Here is a 26341-nt window from a genome sequence, read left to right on the forward strand (position 1 = left end):
CGGTCCACGAGCCCGACCGCCGCCGGGGGACGCGCCCTCGCATCGTCGCCGAGACTGCGGTGATCGCAAGTTTTACCGAGGTCAGGGCGGGCGGCGTCCCGGCGGACGCGGAGTCACGCTCCGGTCGAGAGCGCGGCGACCGCGTCCCGCGCGGCGTATGGGCAAACCCGCATTTCCGCGAACGCTCGTCCCCGCCGCGCGGCGCAGCTTTCACAGCCGCCTCCTGGGCCCCTTCTGGCCGACGGGTTTCTGGGTTACCGTCCCCGCAAGGTCATCTTCGAGCCGAGCGACTCGCGAGGAGCCCCGCTCATGTCCGAAGTCTTCCGCCTGGACCGCCGCACCATGCTCAGGGGAGCCGCCACGGCTGCCGGCGGCGCCCTGCTCGGCGCCGCGCCCCTGCTGCCGCAGAACGCCCTCGCCGCACCCCGCGTCCACACCCGCGCCGAATGGGGCGCCCGCGCCCCGCGCCGCGCCGCGACCGTACTGGACCGCGCCCCCGACCACATCGTCGTGCACCACACCGCCTCGGCCAACACCACCGACTACTCGCTGTCCGCGGCGTTCGCGCTGTCACGGGCGATCCAGAACCTCCACATGGACTCCAACGGCTGGGATGACACCGGACAGCAGCTCACCATCAGCCGCGGCGGCCACCTCATGGAGGGACGCAACCGCAGCCTCGCCGCCATCCAGGCGGGAGACCACGTCGTCGGCGCGCACACCGCGAGCCACAACGACCACACGATCGGCATCGAGAACGAAGGCCTCTACATGACGGTGCAGCCGACGCCCGAGCTGTGGGTGCGGCTGGTCGAGACGTGCGCGTGGCTGTGCGGGGTGTACGGCCTGGACCCGTACACCGCGATCGTCGGGCACCGCGACTATAACGCCACCGCCTGCCCCGGCGACGTGCTGTACGCGATGCTGCCCCGGCTCCGGGACGAGGTGGCCGGCGTCCTGGGCGCGCAGCGCAGGAGCCAGGTGCTCGCCGAGCGCAGGCGCGGCGGCCTGCCCGGGCCCCGGTTCCGCTTCGACCACGGCCCGGCCCTGGGCCCCGGAGACCCCGGCCGCGGCTGACCTCAGACGCCCGCGGTCTGCGGGACCTCGGTGTCGAAGGCCAGGCGGCCGTCGGCCACCCGGACCCGCACGTGCTGCCCGGGGTGCAGCCGCCCCTCCAGCAGCATGGTCGACAGCGGGTTGTCGACCTCCCGCTGGATGGTGCGGCGCAGCGGGCGGGCGCCGAACTCGGGCTGGAAGCCGCGCTCGGCCAGCCAGTCCACCGCCTCGGGGGTGAACTCGGCGGTGACGTCCTGGGCGCGCAGCCGGCGCCGGGTCTCCTCCAGCAGCAGGTCGGTGATCTGCCGCAGCTGCTCGGCGCCGAGCCGGCGGAACACGATGATCTCGTCGATGCGGTTGAGGAACTCCGGCCGCAGCGACTCGCGCAGCCGCCGCATGACCCGCTCGCGCAGCGGGGCGTCCACGGCGACCGGCTCGGCGGTGAAGCCGACGCCGGCGCCGCCCCCGGTGATCAGCTCCGAGCCGAGGTTGCTCGTCATGATCACGATGGTGTTCTTGAAGTCGACGGTGCGGCCCTGCGCGTCGGTCAGCCGCCCGTCGTCCAGCACCTGCAGCAGCACGTTGAACACGTCCTGGTGGGCCTTCTCGATCTCGTCGAGCAGGACCACCGCGTACGGGGTGCGCCGCACCGCGTCGGTGAGCTGCCCGGCCTCCTCGTAGCCGACGTAGCCGGGCGGGGCGCCGGTCAGGCGGCTGACGGTGTGCCGCTCCTGGAACTCGCTCATGTCGAAGCGGACCATCCGGTCCGCGGAGCCGAACAGCGCCTCGGCCAGCGCGCGGGCCAGCTCGGTCTTGCCCACCCCGGTCGGGCCGAGGAACAGGAAGCCGCCGATCGGCCGGTCCGGGTCGGCCAGGCCGGAGCGCGAGCGCCGCACCGCGTCGGCGACGGCCGCCACCGCGTCGTCCTGCCCGATGACGCGGCGGCGCAGATGCTCCTCCAGCCGCAGCAGCCGCTCCCGCTCCTCCTCGGTGAGCCGGGCGACCGGGACGCCGGTGGTGCGCGAGACGATCTCGGCGATGTCCACCTCGGTGACCTCGGGGACGGCGTGCGGGTCGGTGCCGCGCTGCTGCGCCTGCTGCATCCGCCGCTCCAGGTCCCTGATCTCGTCGCGCAGCGCCGAGGCCCGCTCGTACTGCTCGGCGGCGACGGCGTGGTCCTTCTCCCGGCGGCGGCGCTCCAGCTCCTGCTCCAGCCGCCGCACATCGGCGGCCGGGGTGCGCACCCGCAAACGCACCCGCGCGCCCGCCTGGTCCACCAGGTCGATCGCCTTGTCGGGCAGGAACCGGTCGGTGATGTAGCGGTCGGCCAGCCGGGCGGCGGCCACCAGCGCCTCGTCGGTGAAGCGCACCTGGTGGTGGGCCTCGTAGCGGTCGCGCAGGCCGCGCAGGATCTCGATGGTGTCCTCGACGGACGGCTCGGGCACCAGGATCGGCTGGAACCGCCGCTCCAGCGCCGCGTCCTTCTCCACGTCCTTGCGGTACTCGTCGACCGTGGTCGCGCCGATGATGTGCAGCTCGCCGCGGGCCAGCGCGGGCTTGAGCATGTTCCCGGCGTTCAGCGCGCCCTCCGCGCCGCCCGCGCCGACCACGGTGTGCATCTCGTCGATGAACACGATCAGGTCGGCCGAGTGCTCGCGGATCTCGTCGATGATCTTCTTGAGGCGCTCCTCGAAGTCGCCCCGGTAGCGGGTGCCGGCCACCACGCCCGCCAGGTCGAGCTGGACGACCCGGGTGGCGCGCAGCGTCTCGGGCACCTCGCCGTCGGCGACGCGCTGGGCGATGCCCTCCACGATCGCGGTCTTGCCGACGCCGGGGTCGCCGATCAGCACCGGGTTGTTCTTGGTGCGGCGCGACAGCACCTCGATCGTCTGCTCGATCTGCTCGTCGCGGCCCACCACCGGGTCGATTGCGCCCTCCCGCGCCAGCGCGGTCAGGTCCCGGCTGAACTCGTCCAACGTCGGCGTGCCGGTCGGCGGGGGCGCGGCCTGCCCGCCCGGGCCGCCGCCCGAGCCCGCCTCCTGCAGCGTCTCAGGGGTCAGCCGCACCCTGCCCAGGATGCGTCCCGCGGGCGACTCGGGGTTCAACGGCAACGCGTACAGCAGGTGCTCGGGGCTGATGTAGGACGCGCCCAGGGCCCGGGAGATGTGGTGGGCGTCCAGCAGCGCGCGCTTGGCCGCGGGCGTCAGCACGGGCGGGGCGTCACCGGGGCGGCCGCGCGACACCTCGGATTCGACTTCGCGGGCGATGGCGTCCGGTTCGGTGCCCGCGCGCTCCAGCAGCCGGCGTGTGGCGCCCTGCCGGGTCAGCGCCCACAGCAGGTGGTCGGTGTCCAGGTCGCCGCTGCCGCACTCGGCGGCCTTGGCCGCCGCGTCCCGCACCGCCTCCCGCGCCTCCTCGTTCATCAGGCGCCCGATGTCGATGCGGTGCATCGGCCTGCGGGCGTAACCGGGACCGAAGAAGCGGGCGAAGAAGTCCTCGAACGGATCGGAACCGAACGCCCCGTGCCCGAACATGTCGCCGGTCATGGCGTTCCCCCTCGTCGGTCAAAACGGACGCTCCCCGGCCCCTGCCCGGAGACGGACCGGCAAAACGGCCGTCTCGTCCGGGCCGGTATGCGGGCAAGCGCCCCGTCACACGCCCGTCGGCAGGGACTCCAGCCCGCCGCGCCGGGGCGCCTCCAGGTGCAGCGGGTCCAGCGCGGAGGTGTGAGCGAACCAGCACAGCACGTCGTACCGCTCGCCGAGGCGGGTCGGCACGTAGTTGCCCGGCTCGTGGTCAGGGTCGTACACCGCGCCGATGGCGCGCTGGACGCGGGTGGCGGTCAGCCACCGGGCGCCGGGCGCGGCGGAGAACACGAACAGGGCGCGGTGCAGGCCGGCGCAGGACAGCAGCGCCTCCACCGAGTCCGAACGCGGCGGCGGCACCCGCATGAGCTCCATCGGCGCACCCCACCGCGGCCCGGCGACCACCTCGCCGTACCCGCCCGCGAACCCGACCAGCACCGTGTCCGCGGCGCCGTGCCGGTCGCGGACGAGCCGGCCGAGGTTGACCAGGCCCGCGCGGCCCATGTCGGTGCCGCGGGCGTCGCCGGCGTGGGTGTTGTGCGCCCACACCACGGCGCGCGAGCGCGGGCCGTGGAACTCCAGCAGCCGGTCCAGGGTGTCGGCCATGTGCGTGTCGCGCGCGTTCCACGCCCGCCCCCCGCCGCCGATCATGGCGCGGTAGTAGCGTTCGGCGCCCGCGGCGGCCTCGGCGTTCAACCGGGCGTCGAGCCGCCCGGAGGGGTCGGCGGCCGGGTCGGGGGCGTGCCCGCCGCCCGCCGGCTGCCGCAGCCGGGTGAGCAGGGCGAGCACCTCCTCCGCGCAGTCCTCGGGCACCAGCCGGGCGTAGCCGCGCGGGTCGTCGCCGTACGGCTCGAAGCACCGGTACGCCTCGCACGCGGCCGCCAGGTGCTCGGGCCGGTGCTCGGCCAGGTGCAGCATGACGGCGCGCAGCGACTCCCGCAGGCCGTAGACGTCCAGCCCGTAGAAGCCGACGCGCCGCTCGGGCGGCAGGGCGGCGTTGTGCCCGCGCAGCCACCGGCAGAACGCGACCGTCTCGTGGTTGGCCCACGTCCAGGCGGGCCAGCGGCGGAACGCGTCCAGCGCCGCGTAGGGGTCCCCGTCCGCGCCGGGCGCCCCGGTCACGCTGCGGTGGACCCGCCGGCAGTCGGGCCAGTCGCCCTCGACCGCGACGAACGAGAACCCCCGTTCGGCGATCAGCCGCCGGGTGAGCGCCGCCCGCCAGGCGTGGTACTCGTGGGTGCCGTGGCTGGCCTCGCCGAGCAGCACGCAGCGCGCGCCGCCGATCCGGTCGAGCACCGGGTCGAGGTCCGCCTCCTCCTCGATCGGCAGGGCCGACCGCGTCACGTCGTCGATGTCGGGCACGGCGCCCCCTTTCGGCGTTCGGTCCGGGTCCTCCCCCGGTTCCCCGTTCGCTCGCGTCGATTCACCCGGCGGGCCGGCGCCCGGGGGCGGCCGCCCGCGGCTCGGCCGGATTCGGTCACCTGTCAATAAGCGGCGGAGGGTCGGTTTTCTCGGGCCGGTCAGGGGATGATCGGTATGCGGCCCCTGGGACGGGGAGCGCTCCCCACGTTCCGCCGGACCCGTCCCGCCCGGTCGCCGCCGGCGACACGGTGGGCCGCCCGCTGCCGACGGGGGTCGGCTGTCGAGCCGAGGGTGAGGTGACCATGTTCGACGACGGGTCCACGTTTCACGACGGGGCCACGTACCACGGCGGATCCGGAAACCACCACGGAGCGGCGTCGCGCGGGCCGGCCGGGTGCCACGACCGACCGGCGGAACGGCGATGAGCGAGCCGGAGATCGTCATCGCGGCGCCGCCGGCGCCCCCGTCCGCACCGTCCCGGCCGTGGGCGACGGCGGGCGAGGCGAACCCGGCGCGGTTCTACGACCTGCTGCTGGGCGGCAAGGACAACTACGCCGCCGACCGTGACCTGGCCGAACGGCTGCTGCGCGTCCAGCCGCACGCCCGCACGGCCGCCCGGGAGAACCGGGCGTTCGTCGGACGGGTCGTGCGCGCGCTGGCCGAGCACGGCGTCGCCCAGTTCCTCGACATCGGCTGCGGCCTGCCGGCCCGCGAGAACGTCCACCAGATCGCCCAGCGCCACGCGCCCGGCGCGCGGGTGGTGTACGTCGACCACGACCCGATCGTGCTGTCGCACGCCCGGGCGCTGCTGGCCGACGACGGCAACGTCAGCGTGGTGTGCGCCGACCTGCGCGACCGCGACGCGCTGCTGGAGGCGGTGACGGTCGCCGCGCCGCTGGACTGGACCCGCCCGGTCGGGGTGCTGCTGACGAGCGTGCTGCACCATCTCACCGCCGGCGACCGCCCGCACGAGCTGACCGCCGGGCTGCGCCGCGCCATGCCGCCCGGCAGCGCCCTGGCGGTCTCCCACCTGACCGCCGACCCGGCGCCCGCCGCGGTGACCGAGGCCGCGGCGCTGTACGCGGCGGGCTGCGGCGCTCCGCTGGTGCCGCGCGGGCGGGCGGAGGTGGCGGCGTTCCTCGACGGTCTGGAGCCGATGGAGCCGGGGGTGGTGTTCACCTCCGAGTGGCGTCCGGAGGGCCCGGTGCGCCCGCCGGACCAGGCGCTGATGTACGCGGCGGTCGGGCTGCGCCGCTGAGCCGCCCCGGCCGCTCCCCGGCCTTTCCGGGGCGGGCGTGCCCGGCTGGGCGCGGGCGGATGTCGGCGGGACGGCCGGCGCGGACCTCGCGCGGGGCCGCCAGCAGGCCGTCCAGCAGCCGCTCCCACTCGGGGCCGACCAGCTCGAGGCGGTAGCCGCGGGCGGTGGCGGCGGCGCGGGCGCCCAGCCGGTCGCGCAGTCCGGCGTCCCCGATCACCCGGCGCAGCGCGGCGGTGAGCGCGGGCACGTCCTCGGCGGGCACCACCAGGCCGTCGCAGCCGTCGGTGATCATCTCGCCGGGGCCGGTGGGGCAGTCGAACGCCACCACCGCCAGGCCCTTGCCCATCGCCTCCAGCAGCACCATCGGCATGCCCTCGAACCGCGACGACAGCACGTACACCGAGGCCCGCGTCATCTCCCCGGCCAGGTCCGGGGTGCGGCCGCACAGCTGCACCCGGCCGGTCAGCCCGTGCTCGGCGATCGCCGCGCGCAGGGCGTCGCGCCGGGGACCCGCGCCGAAGATGCGCAGCGTCCAGCCGGGGTGCGCGGCGGCCAGCGGGGCGTAGGCGCGCAGCAGCAGGTCGAAACCCTTCTGCCTGGTCAGGCGGCCGGCGGCCAGGATCACCTTGGCGGTGCGCGGCGACGGCCCGCCGGGCAGCTTTGGCAGCGCGTTGGGGATGCGCACCACCCGGGTCGGCGCGCCCGCCAGCACCTGCCGGTAGCCGGCGCGGGACGCCTCGGTGAGCACGGCCACCGCGGTGAGCCGCCGGTAGGCGCGGGCGATCTCGCGGCGCAGGCGGGGCCGGTAGGCGGCCAGGTTCATGTGGTCCTGCCCGATGGTGACCACGCCGCGTCCGCCCAGCTCGGCGGCGAGCAGGTTGAGCGACGGCCGGGTGCCGACCAGCACGTCGGGCGCGGGCCCGCGCAGCGCGCGCAGCAGGCACAGGTCGGTCCACAGGCTGACGGTGCTGAACGAGGCGTCGTCGACGGGCACCAGCACGCTCGGCAGCCGCGTCAGCAGGCGCTCGACCCGCCCGGGCGGCGGAGTGCGGCGGTCCTCGGCGAACCGCACCGTCACGTCCGGGGAGATCGGGAAGAACGGCTCGGCCCGGCGGCGGACAACGCTGACGATCTCCACGTCGTACCGCCGGGCCAGGTGCCCGGCCAGGTTGAGCACCGTGCGGACGGTGCCGCCGGTCCCGTGGGCGTGCTGCAGCAGGATCCGCACGCGCGGCCGCCGCGCCCCGTCCGGCGATTGGTCCGGCGCCCGGTCCGGCGACTCGGCCGCGGCCGCGGTCCATGGCGCGTCCCACGGCGGCGGCCTGCCGGGCATCAGGGGCCGCACCGTCCACAGGGCCGCCCTCCGCACGCCCCGGTGCGCGACCGCCAGCACCCGCCGCCGACCGCGCCGCAGCCTCCGGCGCGCGGCGGCGCGCACGTTCCGCGGTGTCACGCGCCGCGCCCGGCGCCGTGCGCGTCGTTCTCCAGGCACCATGCGGCGTCCCCCGATCCCCGGAAATCCCTAGTGGGATATTTCCCGAGATGTCGCCATATCAACGACGCGCACCGGCCGGAGCCGGTCGCCGGGGGACCTCCGGACGGCGATCCGGCGGGCGGTCCCCCGGCGGGCGGTTCAGGCGGTGGTGACCTCGCGGTCGAGGGCGCTGCCCTTCACCCAGCGGTTCCAGCTCATCTGGTAGTAGCTCCACCCGTTGTTCCACTCCAGGCGGCGCGCACTGCCGGTGATGATCACGATGTCACCCCGGTAGGACCAGTTGTAGAACCACTTGGCGTAGGCGGGCGGGGAGTTGACGCAGCCGTGGCTGACGTTCTGGCGCCCCTGCGCCCACACGGTGCTGGCCATGGAGTGGACGTACTCGCCGCTGTTGGAGATCCGCACGGCCCACGGGATGACCTCCCGGTAGCCGCCGTTCTTCTTGTCGTCGGGGTCGACGCCCATCCACTCCGACGTCATGATCGCCGGGTTCTCCTTGCCCATGGTCAGGTGGATGCCGCTGGTGGTCAGGAAGGTGTCGACGCCGTTGACCACCCGGCCGCCCCGCCCGGCGCTGATCGGCCAGCTCTTGACCCGCTGGCCGTTGCTGGTGACGACCATCCGCTTGGTCTTGGTGCTGACCCTGGACACGTGCGCGTCGCCGACGGTGAACCGGCGGGCCGCGTCGTTCACCCCGTAGGTGCGCTTGCCCGCCTTGACCCCGGCCAGCCGGGCGCGGAAGGTGACCGTCTGGTTGGCCTGCCAGTAGGTGCCGTTCTTGGTACGGAAGATCACCTGGTTGGGGGCCGTCCAGTACCACGCGCCGGTGGCGGGCTTGGTGGACTTGACCTCCAGCGCCTGCTCGACCGCGCGCTTGTCCTCCACCGCGCGGTTGAACGTCACGATGATCGGCATGCCGACGCCGACCTTCTCGCCCTGCATGGGCGTCACGTCGGAGATGCTCAGCGCGACCGGCGCCTTCATCGTGGTGAAGGTGCTCTGCACGCTGGTGCTCTTGCCCTTCGGGCTCTTGGCCACCGCCGTCACCTGGTACTGGCTGCCCGGCCGCAGGGTGCGCGACTGCCAGCTGGTGCGGTCCTGCGACAGCTGCCCCTCCACCGGCTTGCCCTTGCGGGTCAGCGTGACCTTCTCGATCGTGCCGCCCGTCACCCGGACCGTCACGCCCTGATCGGGGCGGGCCTGCCCGCTGCCGTTGCCGGGGGTGATCGTCACCTGCGGGGCGCCGGCCTCCCCCTTGCCGCCGACGGTGACCCCGTCGCCTTCCTCACCGCCCGAGCAGGCCGCCAAAAGCAGCAGCGCCCCCGTCACACCCGCGCCCGCCCGAACTCCTGCGGAAACCCTCCGCTGCACCTCTAACCTCCAGGACCCCGCCCGTCTACCACCGGAACATTAGCGACAAATGAGGGTGTCGATGTCGCCAATCGGGGTATTCACCAAGGCTTGGGCGCAGAGCGAGGCCGAAGGTCGCGGCGGCCGCCGGGGCCGGCGGCCGCCGCGACCGGACGGTCAGGGCCGGCGGCGGCGCGCTCAGGACAGGGTGCTGCCCTTCTTCCACTCGGCGAACGACAGCTGCCAGAAGCTCCAGCCGTTGTCCCACTCGACCTCGCGGGACGTGCCGGTGAGCTCGATCACATCGCCGCGCTGCATGATGTCGTAGTACCACTTGGCGTTGGCCGGGCTGACGTTGAGGCAGCCGTGGCTGACGTTGGCCGACCCCTGCGAGCCCACCGACCAGGGCGCCGAGTGCACGTACTCGCCGCTGTTGGAGAAGCGGACCGCGTAGTTCACCTTCTGCTTGTAGTAGCCCGGGTCGCCGGGCTTGCGGCCCGGCGCCTCCATGACGACCGGGTTGCCCTTCTCCATCAGCAGGTGGACGCCGCTGGTGGTGGTGTACTCGCGGGTCGTGCCGTTGCCCGCGCTGAACGGGATGGTGCGCAGCTTCTTGCCGTCCCGCGTGACGGTCATGTGGTGGCTGTTGATGTTGCCCTTGGTGATCTGCGCGGCGCCGATCTGGATGGTCTCCTGGACGTCCTTGGCGCCGTAGACCCCGTTGCCGAGGTTCAGCCCGGCCAGCTGGGCGCTGAAGCGGACCCGCTGGTGCGCGGCCCAGTACGTCTCGGTGCGGTAGACGACCTGGTCGGGCGCCACCCACCGCCAGGCGCCCGCCACCGGCTTCTCCGGCGTCACCTGCAGCGCCCGCTCCACGGCGGCCCGGTTGGTGACCGCCCGGTTGAACCGGACGAAGATCGGCATGCCGACGCCGACCTTCTCGCCCGCCACGTTGGGCGTGACGTCGACGATCGACAGCGTCTTGGCCGGCTTCAGCGTGGTGAAGGTGCTGCTCACCGTCTCGGTCTTGCCGTCGTGGCTGACCTGCGCGGTCACCGTGTAGGAGGTGGCGGGGGTGAGCGTGCGGTCCGACCGCCACGTCTTGCGGTCGGCCGACATCTTCCCGGTGATGGTCGAGCCCTTGCCCTGCACGGTGACGTTCTGCAGGGTGCCCTCGGACGCCTTGACCTCGATGGGCCCGTCCGGCCGCACCGAGGCGGCGCCGTTGGCGGGAGTGATCGTCGCTATGGCCGTCTTGCCGGAGGCCAGCTCCCCCGAGCCGCCGTCGCCGCCGCTGCAGCCCGTGACCAGGACGAGCACGGCACCGGCGCCTCCGGCCACCGTCAACGCCAAACGACCCTTGTCACCCACGAAAACCACCACTGTTCTTGAATGTTTGCTTACTCGGAATCCATCCGAGAAGGGGAGACGCTCCGCCAGAAGGAAAAGTTCGCCGCGTGTGGGAGATGTGACACGTCGGACGAAGGGCTCCCGGGCGGGCCTCCGGAGGGTTCAGACGGCCGACGGTGCGGGCGCGGCGGCGGCCGGGGCCGCGGCGTGCTCGCCGGTGACGTGCCGCAGGCACCGCCGGAAGCCCCACACCGACACCGCCGCGGCGGCCGCGCCCAGCGCGGTCACCAGGCCGGTGCGCACCCACAGGTACGCGCCGATCGACTCATTGAACAGCATCCACAGGCTGATCAGCGCGTTGGCGAAGAAGACCAGCGACCACAGCAGCGAGATGCGCAGGAAGAACCGCCGGACGCGCTCGTGCCGCAGGAACGCCTCGGGCAGCGGCACCATGTCGGTGGCCAGTTTCTGGGCGAGGGGGCGGCGCAGCGGCACCGACGCCAGGAAGGCCATGCTCACCGCGAGCGTGCCGAGCGTGGGCTGCAGGAAGTACACCACCGCGCTGTGCGTGGCGGCCGCCAGGGCCGCCCGGACGGTCACGCCGAGCGCGGCCAGCACCAGCATCGCCGACACGCCGTGGCCGCGCCACCAGCGCCAGGCGATCCCGCCGTAGACCCAGGTGACGGCGGCGGCCAGCCCGCCGTTCAGGCCGAGCAGCGCGAACGCGGCGTAGAACACCGCGACCGGCGCGATGACGCCCTCGACGAAGCGCGGCAGGGCGTGCCGGAGCAGCGTCGTCAGGCGGGGCATCTCGACGGCGTGGCGGCCGGCCCGGCACGCGGGGGACGGCCCCGTGGAGGCCGGGTCTGCGGAGCTCGGGTCTGCGGAGCTCGGGTCTGCGGAGGGTGCGGAAGGTGCGTCCATGAAGCGCTGCGAATCGGCTGGGTCCGGGCGGGCGGAGCTGGTCACGCCCCGCCCCACGGTACGGGATGCCGCGCACCGGACTGCACGGTTTCGCCCCGATTGGCCGCCATGCCGACGCCTCCCTCCGGCGGTGTGCCGTCACGGTGGGGTTCGGGCCGGGCGACGGGGAGGTTCAGCCGAACGCGATTCAGCCGAGCAGGGTTCGGCCCGGCTCCCCGTCCGGTTCGTCGGGCAGGACGGGCGGGACGTTCCGCGCGGCCGCGTAGATGGCGCGCAGCGTCACCGCGACCGAGGGGCGGCGCACGCTGGCCGCCCGCGTCACCGCGTACACGTCGCGGGTCAGGTCGCAGTCGGGGATGCGGCGCACCGCCACGTTGCGGTCGCCGGCCGCCAGCGCCAGCGCCGGGATCGCGGCGATGCCGATGCCGCGCGCCACCAGGCTGAGGATGGTGTGCAGGCCCTCGAACTCCCACGGGATGGGCCGCCGCCCGCCCACGGTGTCCAGCAGCCGGTCGACGGCCTGGCGGGACGGCTCGCCGGTGGGCGCGGCCATCCACGCCTCCTCGCGCAGCTCCTGCAGGTCGACAGGCCTGGCGGGGTCGGCCATGGGGTGGCGGGCCGGCACCGCCAGCACCAGCGGGTCGCGGCACAGGTGGAAGAACTTCAGCGTGGCGGGGGCGTGCGCGGCCAGCTTGCCGGTCCAGTCGTCGACGAGCGCGATGTCCACCTCGCCGCTGCGCACCTGGCGGATGCCGTCGCCCGGCCGGGTCTGCCGCAGCACGAACGTCAGCTCCGGGTGGTCGGCCAGGCTGCCGGCCAGCGCCGGGGCGAACGCCACGGCGGCGGTCGGGAAGGCGGTGACGACCACCCGGCCCATGGGGGCGTCGGCGTTGGCCGACAGCTCGGCCTCGGCGGCCTCGACCAGGGTGAGGATCTCCTCGGCGCGTTCGGCCAGGCGGCGCCCGGCGTCGGTGAGCTCGGCGCTGCGGGCGGTGCGGTCCAGCAGCGCCACCCGCGCCTCCCGCTCCAACGCGGCCAGCTGCTGGGAGACCGCGGAGGGTGTGTAGCCGAGCGCCGCGGCGGTGGCGGCGATGCTGCCCCGGCGGGCGAACTCGGCCAGCAGCCGCAGCCTGCGCACTTCGAGCATCAGCTCATCTTATGGTCTGCATCGATGAGACTCGCTTGTGATGACGCTTTTTGTGGGAAAACATCGAGTCGAGCCCGGCCGGGTCACTTGCGGGGATCCCTGTGTAACTCTCCGTGTACATCAGCATGCCCTGGAGCATTTGAATGCCAGTCCAGAACGAGTCCACCGAGTCGACCTCCTCCACCGGGTCCAGACCCGCCGGCGCCCGCCGGGTGCCCCTGTCTCCCACCCTCGCCATCAACGAGGCGATGGCGCGCAAGCGGCGCGAGGGGGTGCGGGTGCTGCCGCTCGGCTTCGGCGAGGCCGGGCTGCCGATCCACCCGGCGCTGGCGCGCGAGCTCGCGGCCGGCTCCGACCGCGGCGCCTACGGGCCGGTCGCCGGATCGGCGGCCCTGCGCGCCGCCGCGGCCGGGTACTGGAGCCGGCGCGGCCTGCCCACCGAGCCGGGGATGGTGGTGAGCGGCCCGGGCAGCAAGGCGTTGCTGTTCGGCCTGGTGATGTCACTGGGCGGTGAGATCGCCATACCGACGCCCAGCTGGGTCAGCTACGCCGCCCAGGCGACGCTGGCCGCCGAGGGGGCGATCCAGGTCGCCACGCCCCCGGGCGAGGGCGGGGTGCCCAGTCCGGCGCTGCTGGCCGACGCCGTGGTGCGGGCCCGCGGGCAGGGCCGCAGGGTCGCCGGGGTCGTGGTGACGCTGCCGGACAACCCGACCGGCACGCTGGCCTCCGAGCAGACCGTGCGGCGGCTGTGCGAGGTGGCGCGCGAGCTGGACCTGGTGATCATCTCTGATGAGATCTACCGCGATCTGGTGCACGACCCGTCCCGCCAGGTGCCGAGCCCGGCGGGGTTCGCCCCCGAGCGCACCGTGGTGACGACGGCGTTGAGCAAGCACCTGGCGGCGGGCGGCTGGCGGATCGGGGTGGCCCGGCTGCCGGAGGGCCCGATCGGCGAGACGCTGCGCGCCGACCTGCTGGGCGTGGGCAGCGAGATCTGGTCCAGCGCGCCGGCGCCCATGCAGCACGCGGCCGCGTACGCCTTCTCCGAGCCGCCAGAGCTGGTCGAGCGGGTCGACCGCAGCCGCCGGCTGCACGCCGTGGTGGCCGCCGCCGTCACCGCCCGCTTCGAGGCGGCGGGGGCGCGCGTCCCGTCTCCGGAGGGCGCCTTCTACGTCTACCCCGACTTCGAGCCGCTGCGCGAGCGCCTGGCCGCCGACCACGGCGTGCGCACCGGCGCCGACCTGACCGGGCTGCTGCTGGAGCGGTACGGCGTGGGCGTGCTGCCGGGCGCCGCCTTCGGCGACGACGAGGAGGCGCTGCGCATGCGGGTGTCGTCCAGCCTGCTGTACGGGGAGACCGAGGAGCAGCGCCTGGCGGCGCTGGCCACCCCCGACCCGCTGACGCTGCCCTGGATCGCCGACTCCCTGGACCGCCTCAGCGAGGTCCTGGAGGCGGTGACCGCCCCGATGCCCCTGGCCGCCCCCGCCAACTGCTGACCCCGCCGCCTGCCCACCCCCGGCGGGGCCGTCCTGAACACCACGGCGGCTCGCCGGTCGCCGTGGCCTCGCCATGTCCAGGCGCACCGCTCTGGCGCGCGCCTGCGAGGGGGGCGGCCGTCCCGGGGCCCGGCGTTGCGAGCCGGCCCCGGGACGGCCGTGGGGCCCTTGCGTCCGCCGTGTCAGGCGCCGCCGAGGGCCTTGACGACTCGGCGGCCGGCGCCGCCGACGACTGCGGGTTCTGGGCCGCCGCCCGGCGCGCCCGGCGGCCGTGGTCGTCCCCGACCTGCACGGCGTGCCGGCCGCCGTGGCGCGGGCGCCGGCATCAGCGTGCTGCCGCGCCACCTGTGCGAGGACGAGCCGGCCGCGGGCGCCCCGGTGGCCCTGCCGGAGCCGGAGGATCCGCCCGTCGACACCGCCCGCCGGGCGCGCCGGTCCTCCCGGCAATCCGCACGTCGCCCTCGTCCGCGACCACCTGCCGCGGGCCGCAGGCGCCTGGTAGCCCGGCCCCGGACGGCGCCTGGAGGGGTACCTGGACAGGGCGGGGAGGGGACACTAGCATCCCGGGCCTATTCAAAAATGTGACTATGGAGGTGCCGGATGAACCCGTTCCGCAAGGCGGTCGAGCGGGGCGATATCGACGCCCTGCCGGGGATGCTGGCGGAGGACGTCGTGTTCCTCAGCCCGGTGGCGTTCACCCCCTATACCGGCCGCGCCATGGTCGGCGCGATCCTGCGCGGCGTCGCGCGGGTCTTCGAGGACATGCGCTATGAGCGCGAGTTCGCCGACGAGTCGGGGCGCGGCCACGCGCTGGTGTTCAAGGCCCGGATCGGCGACCGCGAAATCCACGGGTGCGATTTCCTGCGCACCAATGACGAAGGGCTGATCGAGGAACTGTGCGTCATGGTCCGGCCGTTGTCGGCCGCCCGCGCCCTCGCCGATGCGATGGCCGCCCAGTTCGAGACGATCCGGCGCGAGGCGCTGACGCCCTAGCCGGCGGCGAATGAGCAGCGAATCGAGAGCCGCAGCCGGGAGTCGAACCCGGTTCTTCAGGGTGGAAACCTGACGCCTCACCCGCAAGGCTTCTACGGCACGGGCGCATCGGCCGCACCCCCTCGAAAGCCCCCTGACCAGGGGGTTCGGGGGGCGTCGGCACCCCAGTGAAATGACGGGCGCCGACGCGGCCGGCCGGCTTTCCGGCGACCGGATCCGGCCTTGCCGTGGACTCGCGGGGAATCGAACCCCGATCATCTGTGTGCAAGACAGACGTGTTCCCGTTACACCACAAGCCCATTGCGCGGGCGCCGTCGCCCGCCCCGCAGGGGTGACAGGAGTCGAACCTGCTTTTCACTGGTTTTGGAGACCAGTCGCCTAACCGGTGGCTCACCCCCGGCGATCGCTGTCGCCTTCCGGCACATCAAGGATGCGCGGGCCCGCGATCCGCCGCAATTGTTTTTCCAGGGCGGGCGATCGCGGGCCGCCCCCGGTCACAGGTCGGGGTCGGTGGCCGTGGCGCCGTCGACCGGCCGCAGCGGCCTGCGCAGCGGGACGATCATCATGGAGAAGTCGGCGGCGGCGATCACGCGGTCCTCGACGTCGGTGACCCGGCATTCGACGATCACCAGCCGGCGGCCGGCCTTGAGCACCTCGGCGCGGGCGAACACCGTGTCGCCGTGCGGCCGGCCCAGGTAGCGCACGTGCAGGTCGGCGGTGACCAGGCTCTGCTCGCCCGGCTTGAACGCGCTGCCGCGCGCGGCGGCGGTGCCGGCGGCCACGTCGATGAGCGTGGCGATGGCGCCGCCGTGCAGGTTGCCGGTGCTGTTGAACGCCTCCGGCCGGACCGGCATGGACAGCACCGCGTGCCGTTCGCCGATCTCGACCATCTCCAGCGCCAGCAGCCGGTGCAGCGGGGTGGAGTCGCGCAGCATGGCGTGCAGCTCGTGCTGCCGCTCGGGCGGCAGGTCGGCGACGCGGACGGTGCCGGACTGCGGGGTGCTGGTCATGGCCGGTCTCCCTCGTGACGTGGTCTGGTTGGTCATGGGCTGGTTTCGTTATGGGCTGGATCGTCACATATAAGCGTGGTGTAAAGTCCAACGGCGCGGGGGGCGAAGCAGGCATAGCACCCGGTGGCGACCCGGTAGCCCCGTGCCGGGGATCACAGTGGTGGCACCCGCACCAGTGTGATGGGGCGAATGGTTCGACGAAGCGAGGGGGCCCGCCATGAGGCACGCACGTGACGGGGCTGCCGCGGCGATGAGCGCCGCCTCCAGGATTCTGGTCGCTCGGGGCAAGAACGAGCCCCAGGAACTGGAGAACCCCGACGTCGGCTGGGGCCAGCGCGCCCGCGACGGCGTGTGGGTACCGACCAAGGACGGCCAGCGCGTCCACATCGGGATCGACACGGCCGCCGCCGACACCGCGGCCCAGGTGATCCGGCCGAGCCTGCGGGTGTTCGTCGGGGTGGACGTCGACACCGACATGGTCGCGCAGACCACTTCCGGCGGCGTCCGGCTGCTGACGGTGATCCACGGGCCGGAGGCGCCCACCGAGTTCCGCCTGCCGTTCGCGCTGGCCGACGGGCTGGCGCTGGAGGCGATGCCGTCGGGCGGCTACGACGTCGTGCACCTGCGCTACGGCGCCACCGTGGGCCGCCTGTACAGCCCGTGGGCGTGCGACTCGATGTTCCGGTCGGTCAAGGCCGACTACGTGCTGGACGGCAATGTCGTGACGATGCGGGTCGCGCACGAGGGCGCCTACTACCCGGTCGTGGCCGACCCCCTGTACTCGCGCTGAGCCGCACGCCGCCGAGCGCGTGCCCGACCCGTCAGGGGTTGCGGCGGCGGATCAGGGCCGAGTACTCCAAGTCCAGTTCGCGGCTGATCTCGCGGAGCGTGTCGGCGCCGATGCGGCCCTTGCGGTAGAGGGCCTGCAGCTTGGCGCGCTGGGCCCGCACCAGCTCGGCGCGGACGCGGCGGCCGCTGGTGAGGGCGGTGCCGTCCGCCTCGTCCCCGCCGCCGTCGAGCCGGTCGCGCACGCGCTGCAGGCGCAGTTCCAGCATCTGCCGGAACGCGTCGGCGGTGCGGTCGTCGACCTCGTCGGCGGCGGCCATCTCCTCCAGCCGGGTCAGCGCCGCCTGCAGCGCGTCGTGCCGGGCGCGCATCGTCTCCGCGCGCCGGCGGTCCGGCTCGATCAGGTCGAACCGCCGCAGCAGCACCGGCAGCAGCGGCGCCTGCCCGACCAGCGTGACCAGCACGACCAGCGCCGCCAGCAGCACCAGCACGCCGCGGTCGGGGCCGGCCGCCGCGGGCACCGACAGCGCCATGGCGAACGAGATCGCGCCGCGCATCCCGCCCATGCCGATCACCACGCGCTGCCGCCGGCCCAGCCCGCGGCGGCTGCGGCGGCCGCCGGGCACCAGCACCGCCAGCGGCCCGGTCGCCGTCTCCCACACCAGCCGCACCGCCACCACCACGGCCGCCAGCGCGAGCGCGGCCCAGCCGACCTCCGTCCAGGTGTGGCCGTGCGGCTCGCGCAGCACCTGGCGGATCTGCAGCCCGAGCAGCACGAACAGCGCCGACTCCAGCAGGAACACCAGGATGCGCCAGAACGCGCCGCCGACCAGCCGGGACGCCGACTGCAGCACGCCCTCGGAGCGGGTGCCGATGTAGAACCCGGCGGTCACGGTCGCCAGCACCCCGGACCCGCCGAGGTTCTCCGCCGGGATGAACGCCAGGTAGGGGGTGATCAGTGACAGGATGATCTGGCTGCTGGGGTCCTGGATGCGGCGCCGCAGCCGGCGCACGGCCAGGCCGACCGCCAGCCCGTAGGCCACGCCGACGAACGCGACCTGCGCCAGCCGGGCGGCGGCGTGCCCGACGGTGAACGGCGTGGCCAGCGCCTCGACCGCCAGCCCGAAGACGGTCAGCGCCACCCCGTCGTTGATCAGGCTCTCGCCCTCCAGGATCGTCACCATGCGGCGAGGCGCGCCCAGCCGCTGGATCACGGAGGTGGCGGCGACGGCGTCGGTGGGCGCCACCGCGGCGCCGAAGGCGAACGCCGCGGCCCAGCCGACCCCGGGCAGCAGCGCGTACGCGGTCGCCGCCACCGCCGCGGTCGTGGCGGCGGTGAGCCCGACCGCCAGCGTGAAGATGGGCACCGCGTCGGCGCGGGCCTCGCGGGGCGCGGTGAAGAACGCGGGGTGGTACACCAGCGGCGGCAGGAACCCCATGAGGACGACCTCCGGCGGCACCCGCACCGGCGGCAGCCCCGGCACGAACCCGGCCGCCACGCCCAGCACGACCATCAGGATCGCGTCGGGCACGGGCATCCGCCCGGCCAGCGCGCGGGCCGCCAGCACGACGACCGCGACGACCAGGAAGACGACGAAGATCCGTTCCTCGACCACGGCGGTTACCTGTCAACGACGCCGCGGTATACGCGCATTTCCCGGCGGACCGCGGCGGATCGGGGCGCCCCGTCCCGCCACGGGGGCGGGCGCCGCGGCGGGAGGGAACGCCGTTCAGCCTCCGGCGCCCTGTTCAGCCTCCGGCGTCATATGGTGATAACGTGCGGCGCTTTCGGGGGACGGCCCCCGTGCCGACGCGTGCCCCCACGTCCGCCGGTCTCCGAGACTGGAGTCACAGTGATCTTCACTCATGACGCCGAGCACGCGCTCGCCACCGTCGTCGACCTGATCAACACCGGTCCCGAGGCGTCGGGGGAGGAGCGGCTGGCCGATCTGGCCGCGCTGCGCGCGTTCGTCGACCGCAACCGGTTCAGCGACGTGCACCGGCTCACCGAGCGCGACCTGGAGCGCGTGCGCGACCTGCGGGGCCGGTTCCACGCGGTGTTCACCGCGGCCGACGTGCCGGAGGCGGTCCGGCTGATCAACGACATCGTCGGCGAGGTGCGCACCACGCCGCACCTGACCGACCACGACGGCTACGACTGGCACGTGCACTTCTTCGCACCGGGCGCGCCCATGGGCGAGCACCTGGCCGCCGACTGCGGCATGGCGCTGGCGTACGTGGTGGCCGCGGGCGAGCTGGACCGGCTGCGCACCTGCGAGGCTCCCGACTGCTCGCGCGTCCTGGTGGACCTGTCCCGCAACCGCTGCCGCCGCTACTGCGACAGCCGCACCTGCGGCAACCGCATGCACGTGGCGGCCTACCGGGCCCGCCGCCGGGAGGCCGCCGCCCACTGACCCGTCGGCCCGCGCCGCCCGGCCGCCGCCGAGACGGTCACGGGGGCGGCGGCGCCGCGGACGCGGCCGCCCGACCGTTGAACTCGAAGCAAATTCGGTTCAAACGGCGCCCTCCCTCGTCAGCGTCGCAACCGGGTCGCTAACCTCATATTTCACTCTCACCGCGGGGCCCTCCCCGCGGCGAGCCCGCGTGCGACCGATACGGCCAGGAGGATCCGCTGTCCAGGCGAGCACTCATCACCGGCATCACCGGGCAGGACGGCTCGTACCTCGCCGAGCATCTGCTCGCGCAAGGACATGAGGTCTGGGGCCTGGTCCGCGGTCAGGCCAACCCGCACGTGGCGCGGCTGCGCAAGCACGTCGGGGACGTCCGGATCACCACCGGCGACCTGCTGGACCAGGGCAGCCTGATCTCGGCGGTGGAGCGGGTGCGGCCCGACGAGGTGTACAACCTGGGCGCGATCTCCTACGTTCCGATGTCGTGGCAGCAGGCCGAGCTCACCGCCGAGGTGACCGGCATGGGCGTGCTGCGGATGCTGGAGGCGATCCGGGTGGTGTCGGGCATCAGCCCGTCGCGCACCCCCGGCGACGGGCAGATCCGCTTCTACCAGGCGTCGTCGTCGGAGATGTTCGGGATGGTGCGGGAGACCCCGCAGAACGAGAAGACCCCGTTCCACCCGCGCAGCCCGTACGGGGTCGCCAAGACCTACGGGCACTACATCACACAGAACTACCGCGAGTCGTACGGGATGTTCGCGGTCAGCGGCATCCTGTTCAACCACGAGTCGCCGCGGCGCGGCGCGGAGTTCGTCACCCGCAAGGTGACGCTGGGCGTGGCGCGCATCAAGCTGGGCCTGGCCAACGAGCTGCGGCTGGGCAACCTGGAGGCGCGGCGCGACTGGGGCTTCGCCGGCGACTACGCCCGCGCGATGCAGCTGATGCTGGCGCAGGACACCCCCGAGGACTTCGTGATCGGCACGGGCGAGACCCACTCGGTGCGCGAGCTGGTGGAGTTCGCCTTCCGCACGGTCGGCCTGAACTGGCAAGACTACGTGGTGCTGGACGAGCGCTACACCCGCCCCGCCGAGGTGGACCTGCTGTGCGCCGACCCCAAGAAGGCCCGCGAGCAGCTGCGCTGGGAGCCCCGCGTCACCTTCGAGGAGCTGGTGACGATGATGGTGGAGTCCGACCTGCGGCTGCTGTCGGAGTCGACGCGTCCCGAGGACGAGCCGTTCAGCCCCGACCACTGGTAGCCGCCCCGGCGCCGCCGGCCCGTCCGGCGGCGTGCGACGATGCCGGTATGGCGACGCGCGGACCGGTCCGGCCCTGATGCCGGACATACGGCTGGGCACCGCCCGGGGCCGCTGGGTGCTGCTGGCCACGGTGCTCGGCTCCGGCGTGGCCCTGCTGGACTCCACGGTGGTGAACGTGGCGCTGCCGCGCCTGGCCCGCGAGCTGGACGCGTCCATGTCGGGCCTGCAGTGGACGGTCAACGCCTACACGCTCACGCTGGCCGGGTTCATCCTGCTGGGCGGCTCGCTGGGCGACCGTTACGGGCGACGCCGGGTGTTCGTGGTCGGCGTGGTGTGGTTCGCGGCCGCTTCGGCGCTGTGCGCGGCGGCGCAGGACGTGGCCATGCTGGCGGCGGCCCGGGCGCTGCAGGGCGCGGGCGGGGCGCTGCTGACGCCCGGCGCGCTGGCGCTCATCCAGGCGTCGTTCGCGCCGGAGGACCGCCCCCGCGCGGTGGGGGCCTGGTCGGGGCTGGGCGGGGTGGCGGGCGCGGTCGGCCCGCTCGTCGGGGGCTGGCTGGTGGAGGCCGCCGGGTGGCGGTGGGTGTTCCTGCTGAACCTGCCTCTGGCGGCCGTGGTGGTGCTGGTGGCGGTGCGGCGCGTGCCCGAGAGCGCCGCCCCGGGGCCGCACGGCCGCTTCGACGTCCTGGGGGCGGTGCTGGCCGCGCTGGCGCTGGCCGGAGTCACCTACGCCCTCACCGAGGCGCCGCAGGGCGCCTTCGGCGCGGTGGTGGCCGCGGCGGCGGTGGCGGGCGTGCTGTCGGCGGCGGGGTTTTTGAACGTCGAACGCTCCCGCGGCCGCGCCCACCGGGCCGGGGGCGGGCGGCGCGGCCGCCGGCAGGTGCCGCAGCCGATGCTGCCTCTGGAGCTGTTCGGGTCGCGGCAGTTCTCGGCCGTCAACGCCGTCACCTTCGTCATGTACGGCGGGATGGGCGTGCTGTTCTTCCTGTTCGTGGTGGACCTGCAGGTGGTGTCGGGGTTCACGCCCGTCGCGGCGGGCACGGCGCTGCTGCCGGTGACGGTGCTGATGCTGCTGCTGTCGGCGCGGGCGGGGGCGCTGGCGCGGCGGATCGGGCCGCGGCTGCCGATGACGGCCGGGCTGGTGGTCGCGGCGGTCGGCATGCTGCTGGTCGGGCGGGTCGGCGCGCACGCCTCCTACGTGCGGGACGTGCTGCCGGCGGTGGCGGTGTTCGGGCTGGGCCTGTCGGCGGTGGTGGCGCCGCTGACCGCGACCGTGCTGGCCGCGGTGGACGGTCGGCATGCGGGCGTCGCCAGCGGCGTCAACAACGCGGTGGCGCGCACGGCGGGGCTGCTGGCGGTGGCGGCGGTCCCGCCGCTGGCGGGGCTGACCGGCGACGCCTACGACGATCCGGCCGCGTTCTCCGGCGGGTTCGCCGCGTCGATGCGGGTGTGCGCGGGCCTGCTGCTGGCCGGGGCGGTGCTGACGGTCCTGACGGTGCGCGACGACGTCCTGCGCATCGTGCCCGACCATGAACGCGAGCCGCGCTGCACGAGCCACTGCGCGGTGGCCGCGCCGCCCCTGGAACCCGGCGACGGCGGGCCCGGCGACGGCGGGCCCGAAGCCGGGGCGGACCGACAGACCGCTCCCCCGCCCCGATAGCGCGAGCCCGACAGCACGAGCCCGACAGCACGAGCCCGACAGCGCGAGCCCGATAGCACGAGGACATGCGGCTCGTCCCGTCCGGCGGGCATCGGGTCCGGTTCCGGCTATGTCCGGGCCCGAATCAGTCCGTTGGCATACGGTCGGGGCATGAATCTGCGGCAGCTGCGCTATGTCGTGGCGACCGCCGACCACGGGACGATGACGTCGGCGGCACAGGCGCTCTACGTCGCCCAGCCCGCGCTGTCGCGGGCGGTCCGCGAGCTGGAACGCGAGCTCGGCGTGGAGCTGTTCGCCCGTTCCGGCCGCGGTGTGGTGCTCACCCCCGTCGGCGAGCAGGTGGTGCGGCAGGCCCGCGTGGCCCTGGGCGCGATCGAGGCGATCGAGGGGCTGTCGGTGGCGCGCGCCGAGGGGCGGGGCGCCGAACTGCGGGTGGCGACCCAGCCGTCGCTGGAGCCGGAGCTGACCGGGGGTCTGCTGCCGGGCTTCGCCCGCGAGCAGCCCGCGGTGCGGGTGCGGGTGGTGCGCTGCGCGGGCCGCGACGCGGTGACCGCGGCGCTGCGCACCGGGCGCGCCGACCTGGCCGTGACCGACCTGCCCGTGCCCGGCGACCTGGTCGCCCACCCGCTGGAGGAGCGGGAGGTGGTGCTGGTCTCCCCGCCCGGCCTCGCGCTGCGCGAGCCGGTGCCGCCGGCGGCGCTGGACGGCCTGCGGCTGATCATGCCGGCCCGCGGCGGGGCCCGCCGCGCGGAGCTGGACGCCCTGCTGGCGCCGTTCGGCGTGCGGCCGGTGCCCGCGGTGGAGTCCGACGAGCGCTCCGCCTGGCTGGGCTGGGTGCGCGCGGGCATGGGCTCGCTGGTGTGGGTCCGCAACCAGGTCGAGGACACCGGCGGACTGGTGATCCGCTCGTTCGGGCCGCCGCTGACCCGCCTGATCGGCCTGGTGCACGCGCGCCGGCGGCTGGCACCGGCGGCCCGCGACTTTTTGGCGTTCGCCAAGGAGGCCGTCCGCGAGCAGCGCTGACCCGCCGCCGGCCACCGTGCCGGGGCGGTGGCCGCGCGCGGCCCCGGCCGCCGGGTGGAAGCGCTCCCGCGACGGCCGGACCACCGCGCCGGACGGCCGGAGGGGCCGCCGGTCCGGGTCAGTGTCCGCCGGTGCGGACGGCTCCGTTGAGCGGCTTGTCCGGCAGCTCGACGGCGTAGGACTCCTTCACCACGTCCAGATGGTGCCAGGACTCGCGGACGGTCGCGCCGGGCACCGCGCGGATGGCGTCCAGCACCGACACCAGCTCGGCGCGGGAGGGCGCCTCGGCGTGCCCGACGATGTCGTAGCGGCCGAAGCCGGTCGCCACGTAGCGCACGCCGTCCTGCTCGGCGACCGCCTCGGCGACGCGCCGCAGCCCGCCGGTGACCGCCAGCCCGAAGCCGCCCAGCTCGCGGGCGCCCAGGGCGTGCGGGTCGGCCAGCCCGGTCACCTGGATGACGCCCGAGCGCATCAGGCGGACCACGCGGGCCCGGGTGGCGGCCTGCGACAGGCCGATGATGTTGGCCAGCCGGGTGTAGGGCGCGCGGCCGTCGCGCTGCAGCTCCTGCAGCAGCCGCCAGTCGATGTCGTCGAGGCTCACCTCGCCCAGTTCGCGCACCACCGAGTGGGTGTCGCGGACCGTGGTCACCGACCGGAACACCTCGGCGGCGCGCACGCCGGGCACCGAGCGGATGTGGTCCACCTCGGCGGCCAGGGCCGCGTCGTCGCGGGTGCGCACCTGGGCGACCAGGTCGTGCGGGCCGGCCGTCAGCGCGGCGAAGCTGACCGCGGGCCGGGCGGCGATGATCCCGGCGACCTCCCGGGCCGAGCCGTCGACGGTGACCGAGACGTGCCCGATCGCCTCCGCGCCGACCACCGCGGCGTGCACGATGCCGACGACGCGCACCACCTCGGACTCGAGAAGGTGCTGCACCCGCGCCCGCACGGCCGTGCGGGACAGCCCGACGCGGTCGGCGAGCGCCTGGAACGTCGCCCTGCCATCCCGCTGGAGCTCGCGGACGAGCACGGCGTCGACCGCATCCAGCACGGCTCTCCTCCTCGACACGCAATGAATCGTTTTGCCAATGACTGCAAGATCATTCCATTCTGGGACGGTCTGACGTCAAATATTGATCTTGCTTGTGTTCGTCCAGCCCGGCGACCGTCGATGCGTCGGCGTCCGCTCGTGGCGGCGACGATCGGGTGCCGCGTAATCCGGTACGGCAGCGCAACGCCGGCGGGATCATCGTGCGCGGACGGTGACGCTGGGCGACGGTACGGCACCGGACGGCAACTGCGACGATCACCTGCCGGGCGGGACGGACCCCGGCGCGGGCGGGCGCGGCACACCGGGGCCGCCAGCGTGACATGCATGCGCTTCTCCCGGTGTTCTGCTGTGACGCCTCCTACGGGAAGCAGCCGTCCGCGTGAGGCACATGTAAGAAAACTGCAACGAGCCGACAGGATCGTCAAGAGGTAACTTTACAGAGAGCGAAACCTCACGTTGCCCACATATCGACTCTTGCCCGCTAGATCACACCGGCCACGCGGGAAAGCGCTGGCAGGGGCCCTGAGGCCAGCTCTCCGTCACCCTCAGGTAGTACGCCCGCCGCCCCGCGGGAAGCGCGGGCGGCGCCGCAGATGCTCCGGCTTGGCGGGAGCACCCGGGGGTATGGATCACAATGTACGGTGATCCAGCCAGTTTGACCGCGATTGGTGTGTAGTAGAGCCGTGCGCCTGCTGAACGGTGAGCACCTCGCTCACGACCTCACGTATAACGACGTTTTCATGGTCCCCCGGCGCTCCGCGGTCGGGTCGCGGCTGGAGGTGGACCTGTCCACCGTCGACGCCAGCGGGACCACCGTGCCGATCGTCGTCGCCAACATGACGGCCGTGTCGGGCCGGCGGATGGCCGAGACGATCGCCCGCCGCGGCGGCATCGCGGTGATCCCCCAGGACATCCCCGTCGACGTGGTCTCCGAGGTGATCGGCTGGGTCAAGCGCCGCCACCTGGTGTACGACACCGCGATCCGCCTGGACCCCCACTCGACCGCGGGCGAGGCGCTGGCGCTGCTGCACAAGCGCGCCCACGGCGCCGTGATCGTCGTCGAGGACGACCGCCCCGTCGGGGTGGTCACCGAGGCCGACTGCCAGGGCGTGGACCGCTTCGCCCAGCTGCGCGACATCATGTCCCGCGACCTGCTGACGCTGCCCGACGGCATCGACCCGCACGAGGCGTTCGACCGGCTGCACGCGCGCGGGCACCGGCTCGCCCCCGTCGTCGACGAGCACGGCCGCCTGGCCGGCGTGCTCACCCGCGTCGGCGCGCTGCGCGCCACCCTGTACACGCCCGCCGTGGACGCCGCCGGGCGGCTGCGGGTCGCCGCGGCCATCGGCGTCAACGGGGACGTGGCGGGCAAGGCCAAGGCGCTGCTACAGGCCGGCGCCGACCTGCTGGTCGTGGACACCGCGCACGGCCACCAGGAGAAGATGATCAGCGCGCTGCGGGCGGTGCGCGGGCTGGACCCGTCCGTGCCGGTCGTGGCGGGCAACGTGGTCACCGCCGAGGGCGTGCGCGACCTGGTCGAGGCGGGCGCCGACATCGTCAAGGTCGGCGTCGGGCCGGGCGCCATGTGCACCACGCGGATGATGACCGGGGTGGGCCGCCCGCAGTTCTCCGCGGTGCTGGAATGCGCCGCCGAGGCGCGCCGCCTGGGCCGGCACGTGTGGGCCGACGGCGGCATCCGGCACCCGCGCGACGTGGCGCTCGCCCTGGCCGCCGGCGCCTCCAACGTGATGATCGGCTCCTGGTTCGCCGGGACCTACGAGTCGCCGGGCGACCTGCAGCGCGACGCCGACGGACGGCTCTACAAGGAGAGCTTCGGCATGGCCTCGGCGCGCGCGGTGCGGCTGCGCACCTCCGAGGACTCCCCCTTCGACCGGGCCCGCAAGGCCCTGTTCGAGGAGGGCATCTCCACCTCCCGCATGTACCTGGACCCCGAGCGTCCCGGCGTGGAGGACCTGCTCGACTCGATCGTCGCCGGGCTGCGCAGCGCCTGCACCTACGCCGGCGCCCGCACCCTGGAGGAGTTCCACGAGCGCGCGGTCGTCGGCGTGCAGAGCGCCTCCGGCTACGCCGAGGGAATGCCGCTGGCCACGAGCTGGTAGACGGCGGGTCCGAAAAC

At 74.2% G+C, this 26341-nt stretch carries 20 protein-coding genes and 3 tRNA genes; 10 read left to right on the top strand and 13 right to left on the bottom strand.

Features of this window, described 5'->3' with window-relative positions; all coding sequences use genetic code 11:
* Positions 1–309: 309 nt before the first annotated feature.
* Positions 310–1077 carry a peptidoglycan recognition protein family protein gene (locus tag QSK22_RS20635; RefSeq protein ID WP_285495896.1) on the top strand — a complete coding sequence of 256 codons (768 nt, stop codon included), beginning with the start codon at positions 310–312 and terminating at the stop codon, positions 1075–1077.
* Between the two features lie 2 nt (positions 1078–1079).
* On the opposite strand, the gene QSK22_RS20640 is transcribed toward QSK22_RS20635, so the two are convergent.
* A complete protein-coding gene (locus tag QSK22_RS20640; RefSeq protein WP_285495897.1) occupies positions 1080–3602 on the bottom strand; it encodes an ATP-dependent Clp protease ATP-binding subunit in 2523 nt (840 codons plus the stop codon).
* A gap of 105 nt (positions 3603–3707) precedes the next feature.
* Positions 3708–5003 (bottom strand): erythromycin esterase family protein, encoded by a 1296-nt coding sequence (locus QSK22_RS20645; RefSeq protein ID WP_285495898.1) that lies wholly within the window; start codon positions 5001–5003, stop codon positions 3708–3710.
* A 421-nt stretch (positions 5004–5424) separates the two neighbouring features.
* On the opposite strand from QSK22_RS20645, the gene QSK22_RS20650 reads away from it, so the two are divergent.
* Entirely contained in the window at positions 5425–6261 is an 837-nt protein-coding gene (locus QSK22_RS20650; RefSeq protein ID WP_285495899.1) for an SAM-dependent methyltransferase, read from the top strand.
* On the opposite strand, the gene QSK22_RS20655 is transcribed toward QSK22_RS20650, so the two are convergent.
* From QSK22_RS20655 to QSK22_RS20675, 5 genes are all read right to left on the bottom strand, one after another.
* Entirely contained in the window at positions 6179–7714 is a 1536-nt protein-coding gene (locus tag QSK22_RS20655; RefSeq protein ID WP_285495900.1) for a glycosyltransferase family 4 protein, read from the bottom strand. The genes QSK22_RS20650 and QSK22_RS20655 overlap by 83 nt on opposite strands.
* Before the next feature lie 180 nt (positions 7715–7894).
* Complete coding sequence (locus QSK22_RS20660) at positions 7895–9085, bottom strand: L,D-transpeptidase (RefSeq protein WP_285495901.1); 1191 nt, start codon at positions 9083–9085, stop codon at positions 7895–7897.
* A gap of 219 nt (positions 9086–9304) precedes the next feature.
* Positions 9305–10477 carry a L,D-transpeptidase gene (locus QSK22_RS20665; RefSeq protein WP_285495902.1) on the bottom strand — a complete coding sequence of 391 codons (1173 nt, stop codon included), beginning with the start codon at positions 10475–10477 and terminating at the stop codon, positions 9305–9307.
* 141 nt (positions 10478–10618) lie between these two features.
* Positions 10619–11266 (bottom strand): VC0807 family protein, encoded by a 648-nt coding sequence (locus tag QSK22_RS20670; protein ID WP_285495903.1) that lies wholly within the window; start codon positions 11264–11266, stop codon positions 10619–10621.
* Positions 11267–11567: 301 nt separating this feature from the next.
* Positions 11568–12527: a LysR family transcriptional regulator gene (locus QSK22_RS20675; RefSeq protein ID WP_285495904.1), complete on the bottom strand. Its 960-nt coding sequence runs from the start codon at positions 12525–12527 to the stop codon at positions 11568–11570.
* Between the two features lie 248 nt (positions 12528–12775).
* Here QSK22_RS20675 and QSK22_RS20680 point away from each other — a divergent pair, with 248 nt between their 5' ends.
* Complete coding sequence (locus QSK22_RS20680; RefSeq protein ID WP_285495927.1) at positions 12776–14020, top strand: pyridoxal phosphate-dependent aminotransferase; 1245 nt, start codon at positions 12776–12778, stop codon at positions 14018–14020.
* Between the two features lie 600 nt (positions 14021–14620).
* Positions 14621–15013 carry a nuclear transport factor 2 family protein gene (locus tag QSK22_RS20685; protein WP_285495905.1) on the top strand — a complete coding sequence of 131 codons (393 nt, stop codon included), beginning with the start codon at positions 14621–14623 and terminating at the stop codon, positions 15011–15013.
* 27 nt (positions 15014–15040) lie between these two features.
* On the opposite strand, the gene QSK22_RS20690 is transcribed toward QSK22_RS20685, so the two are convergent.
* The 4 genes from QSK22_RS20690 to QSK22_RS20705 all read right to left on the bottom strand — a co-directional run bounded on the left by QSK22_RS20690 (position 15041) and on the right by QSK22_RS20705 (position 16023).
* A tRNA-Gly gene (locus QSK22_RS20690) sits at positions 15041–15112 on the bottom strand.
* 129 nt (positions 15113–15241) lie between these two features.
* Positions 15242–15312, bottom strand: a tRNA-Ala gene (locus QSK22_RS20695).
* A gap of 27 nt (positions 15313–15339) precedes the next feature.
* Positions 15340–15411, bottom strand: a tRNA-Trp gene (locus tag QSK22_RS20700).
* A 96-nt stretch (positions 15412–15507) separates the two neighbouring features.
* Complete coding sequence (locus QSK22_RS20705; protein WP_285495907.1) at positions 15508–16023, bottom strand: PaaI family thioesterase; 516 nt, start codon at positions 16021–16023, stop codon at positions 15508–15510.
* A 217-nt stretch (positions 16024–16240) separates the two neighbouring features.
* On the opposite strand from QSK22_RS20705, the gene QSK22_RS20710 reads away from it, so the two are divergent.
* Positions 16241–16813 (top strand): hypothetical protein, encoded by a 573-nt coding sequence (locus tag QSK22_RS20710; protein WP_285495908.1) that lies wholly within the window; start codon positions 16241–16243, stop codon positions 16811–16813.
* A 31-nt stretch (positions 16814–16844) separates the two neighbouring features.
* Here QSK22_RS20710 and QSK22_RS20715 read toward each other — a convergent pair whose 3' ends face one another.
* A complete protein-coding gene (locus QSK22_RS20715; RefSeq protein ID WP_285495909.1) occupies positions 16845–18425 on the bottom strand; it encodes a Na+/H+ antiporter in 1581 nt (526 codons plus the stop codon).
* 237 nt (positions 18426–18662) lie between these two features.
* On the opposite strand from QSK22_RS20715, the gene QSK22_RS20720 reads away from it, so the two are divergent.
* The 4 genes from QSK22_RS20720 to QSK22_RS20735 all read left to right on the top strand — a co-directional run bounded on the left by QSK22_RS20720 (position 18663) and on the right by QSK22_RS20735 (position 23156).
* On the top strand, positions 18663–19223 hold the full coding sequence (locus QSK22_RS20720; RefSeq protein ID WP_285495910.1) for a CGNR zinc finger domain-containing protein: 561 nt from the start codon (positions 18663–18665) through the stop codon (positions 19221–19223).
* A gap of 218 nt (positions 19224–19441) precedes the next feature.
* Complete coding sequence (locus QSK22_RS20725) at positions 19442–20476, top strand: GDP-mannose 4,6-dehydratase (protein WP_285495929.1); 1035 nt, start codon at positions 19442–19444, stop codon at positions 20474–20476.
* Positions 20477–20552: 76 nt separating this feature from the next.
* On the top strand, positions 20553–22133 hold the full coding sequence (locus QSK22_RS20730) for an MFS transporter (RefSeq protein WP_285495911.1): 1581 nt from the start codon (positions 20553–20555) through the stop codon (positions 22131–22133).
* A 150-nt stretch (positions 22134–22283) separates the two neighbouring features.
* Positions 22284–23156, top strand: a complete 873-nt coding sequence (locus QSK22_RS20735; RefSeq protein WP_285495912.1) for a LysR family transcriptional regulator — start codon at positions 22284–22286, stop codon at positions 23154–23156.
* A gap of 118 nt (positions 23157–23274) precedes the next feature.
* Here the strand turns inward: QSK22_RS20735 and QSK22_RS20740 are convergent, their stop codons facing one another.
* Positions 23275–24204: an Lrp/AsnC family transcriptional regulator gene (locus QSK22_RS20740; RefSeq protein ID WP_285495913.1), complete on the bottom strand. Its 930-nt coding sequence runs from the start codon at positions 24202–24204 to the stop codon at positions 23275–23277.
* A gap of 683 nt (positions 24205–24887) precedes the next feature.
* On the opposite strand from QSK22_RS20740, the gene QSK22_RS20745 reads away from it, so the two are divergent.
* On the top strand, positions 24888–26324 hold the full coding sequence (locus tag QSK22_RS20745) for a GuaB1 family IMP dehydrogenase-related protein (protein ID WP_285495914.1): 1437 nt from the start codon (positions 24888–24890) through the stop codon (positions 26322–26324).
* Positions 26325–26341: the final 17 nt, after the last annotated feature.

It is taken from the genome of Actinomadura sp. NBRC 104425 (genome assembly GCF_030269545.1).
Taxonomy (GTDB): domain Bacteria; phylum Actinomycetota; class Actinomycetes; order Streptosporangiales; family Streptosporangiaceae; genus Spirillospora; species Spirillospora keratinilytica.

Excerpts from the sequence above, each read along its gene's own strand:
- QSK22_RS20640 (WP_285495897.1), bottom strand. The coding sequence starts at position 3,602 with ATGACCGGCGACATGTTCGGGCACGGGGCGTTCGGTTCCGATCCGTTC.
- QSK22_RS20730 (WP_285495911.1), top strand. The coding sequence starts at position 20,553 with ATGCCGGACATACGGCTGGGCACCGCCCGGGGCCGCTGGGTGCTGCTG.
- QSK22_RS20705 (WP_285495907.1), bottom strand. The coding sequence starts at position 16,023 with ATGACCAGCACCCCGCAGTCCGGCACCGTCCGCGTCGCCGACCTGCCG.
- QSK22_RS20710 (WP_285495908.1), top strand. The coding sequence starts at position 16,241 with ATGAGGCACGCACGTGACGGGGCTGCCGCGGCGATGAGCGCCGCCTCC.
- QSK22_RS20670 (WP_285495903.1), bottom strand. The coding sequence starts at position 11,266 with ATGCCCCGCCTGACGACGCTGCTCCGGCACGCCCTGCCGCGCTTCGTC.
- QSK22_RS20680 (WP_285495927.1), top strand. The coding sequence starts at position 12,776 with ATGGCGCGCAAGCGGCGCGAGGGGGTGCGGGTGCTGCCGCTCGGCTTC.
- QSK22_RS20650 (WP_285495899.1), top strand. The coding sequence starts at position 5,425 with ATGAGCGAGCCGGAGATCGTCATCGCGGCGCCGCCGGCGCCCCCGTCC.
- QSK22_RS20685 (WP_285495905.1), top strand. The coding sequence starts at position 14,621 with ATGAACCCGTTCCGCAAGGCGGTCGAGCGGGGCGATATCGACGCCCTG.
- QSK22_RS20735 (WP_285495912.1), top strand. The coding sequence starts at position 22,284 with ATGAATCTGCGGCAGCTGCGCTATGTCGTGGCGACCGCCGACCACGGG.
- QSK22_RS20635 (WP_285495896.1), top strand. The coding sequence starts at position 310 with ATGTCCGAAGTCTTCCGCCTGGACCGCCGCACCATGCTCAGGGGAGCC.
- QSK22_RS20675 (WP_285495904.1), bottom strand. The coding sequence starts at position 12,527 with ATGCTCGAAGTGCGCAGGCTGCGGCTGCTGGCCGAGTTCGCCCGCCGG.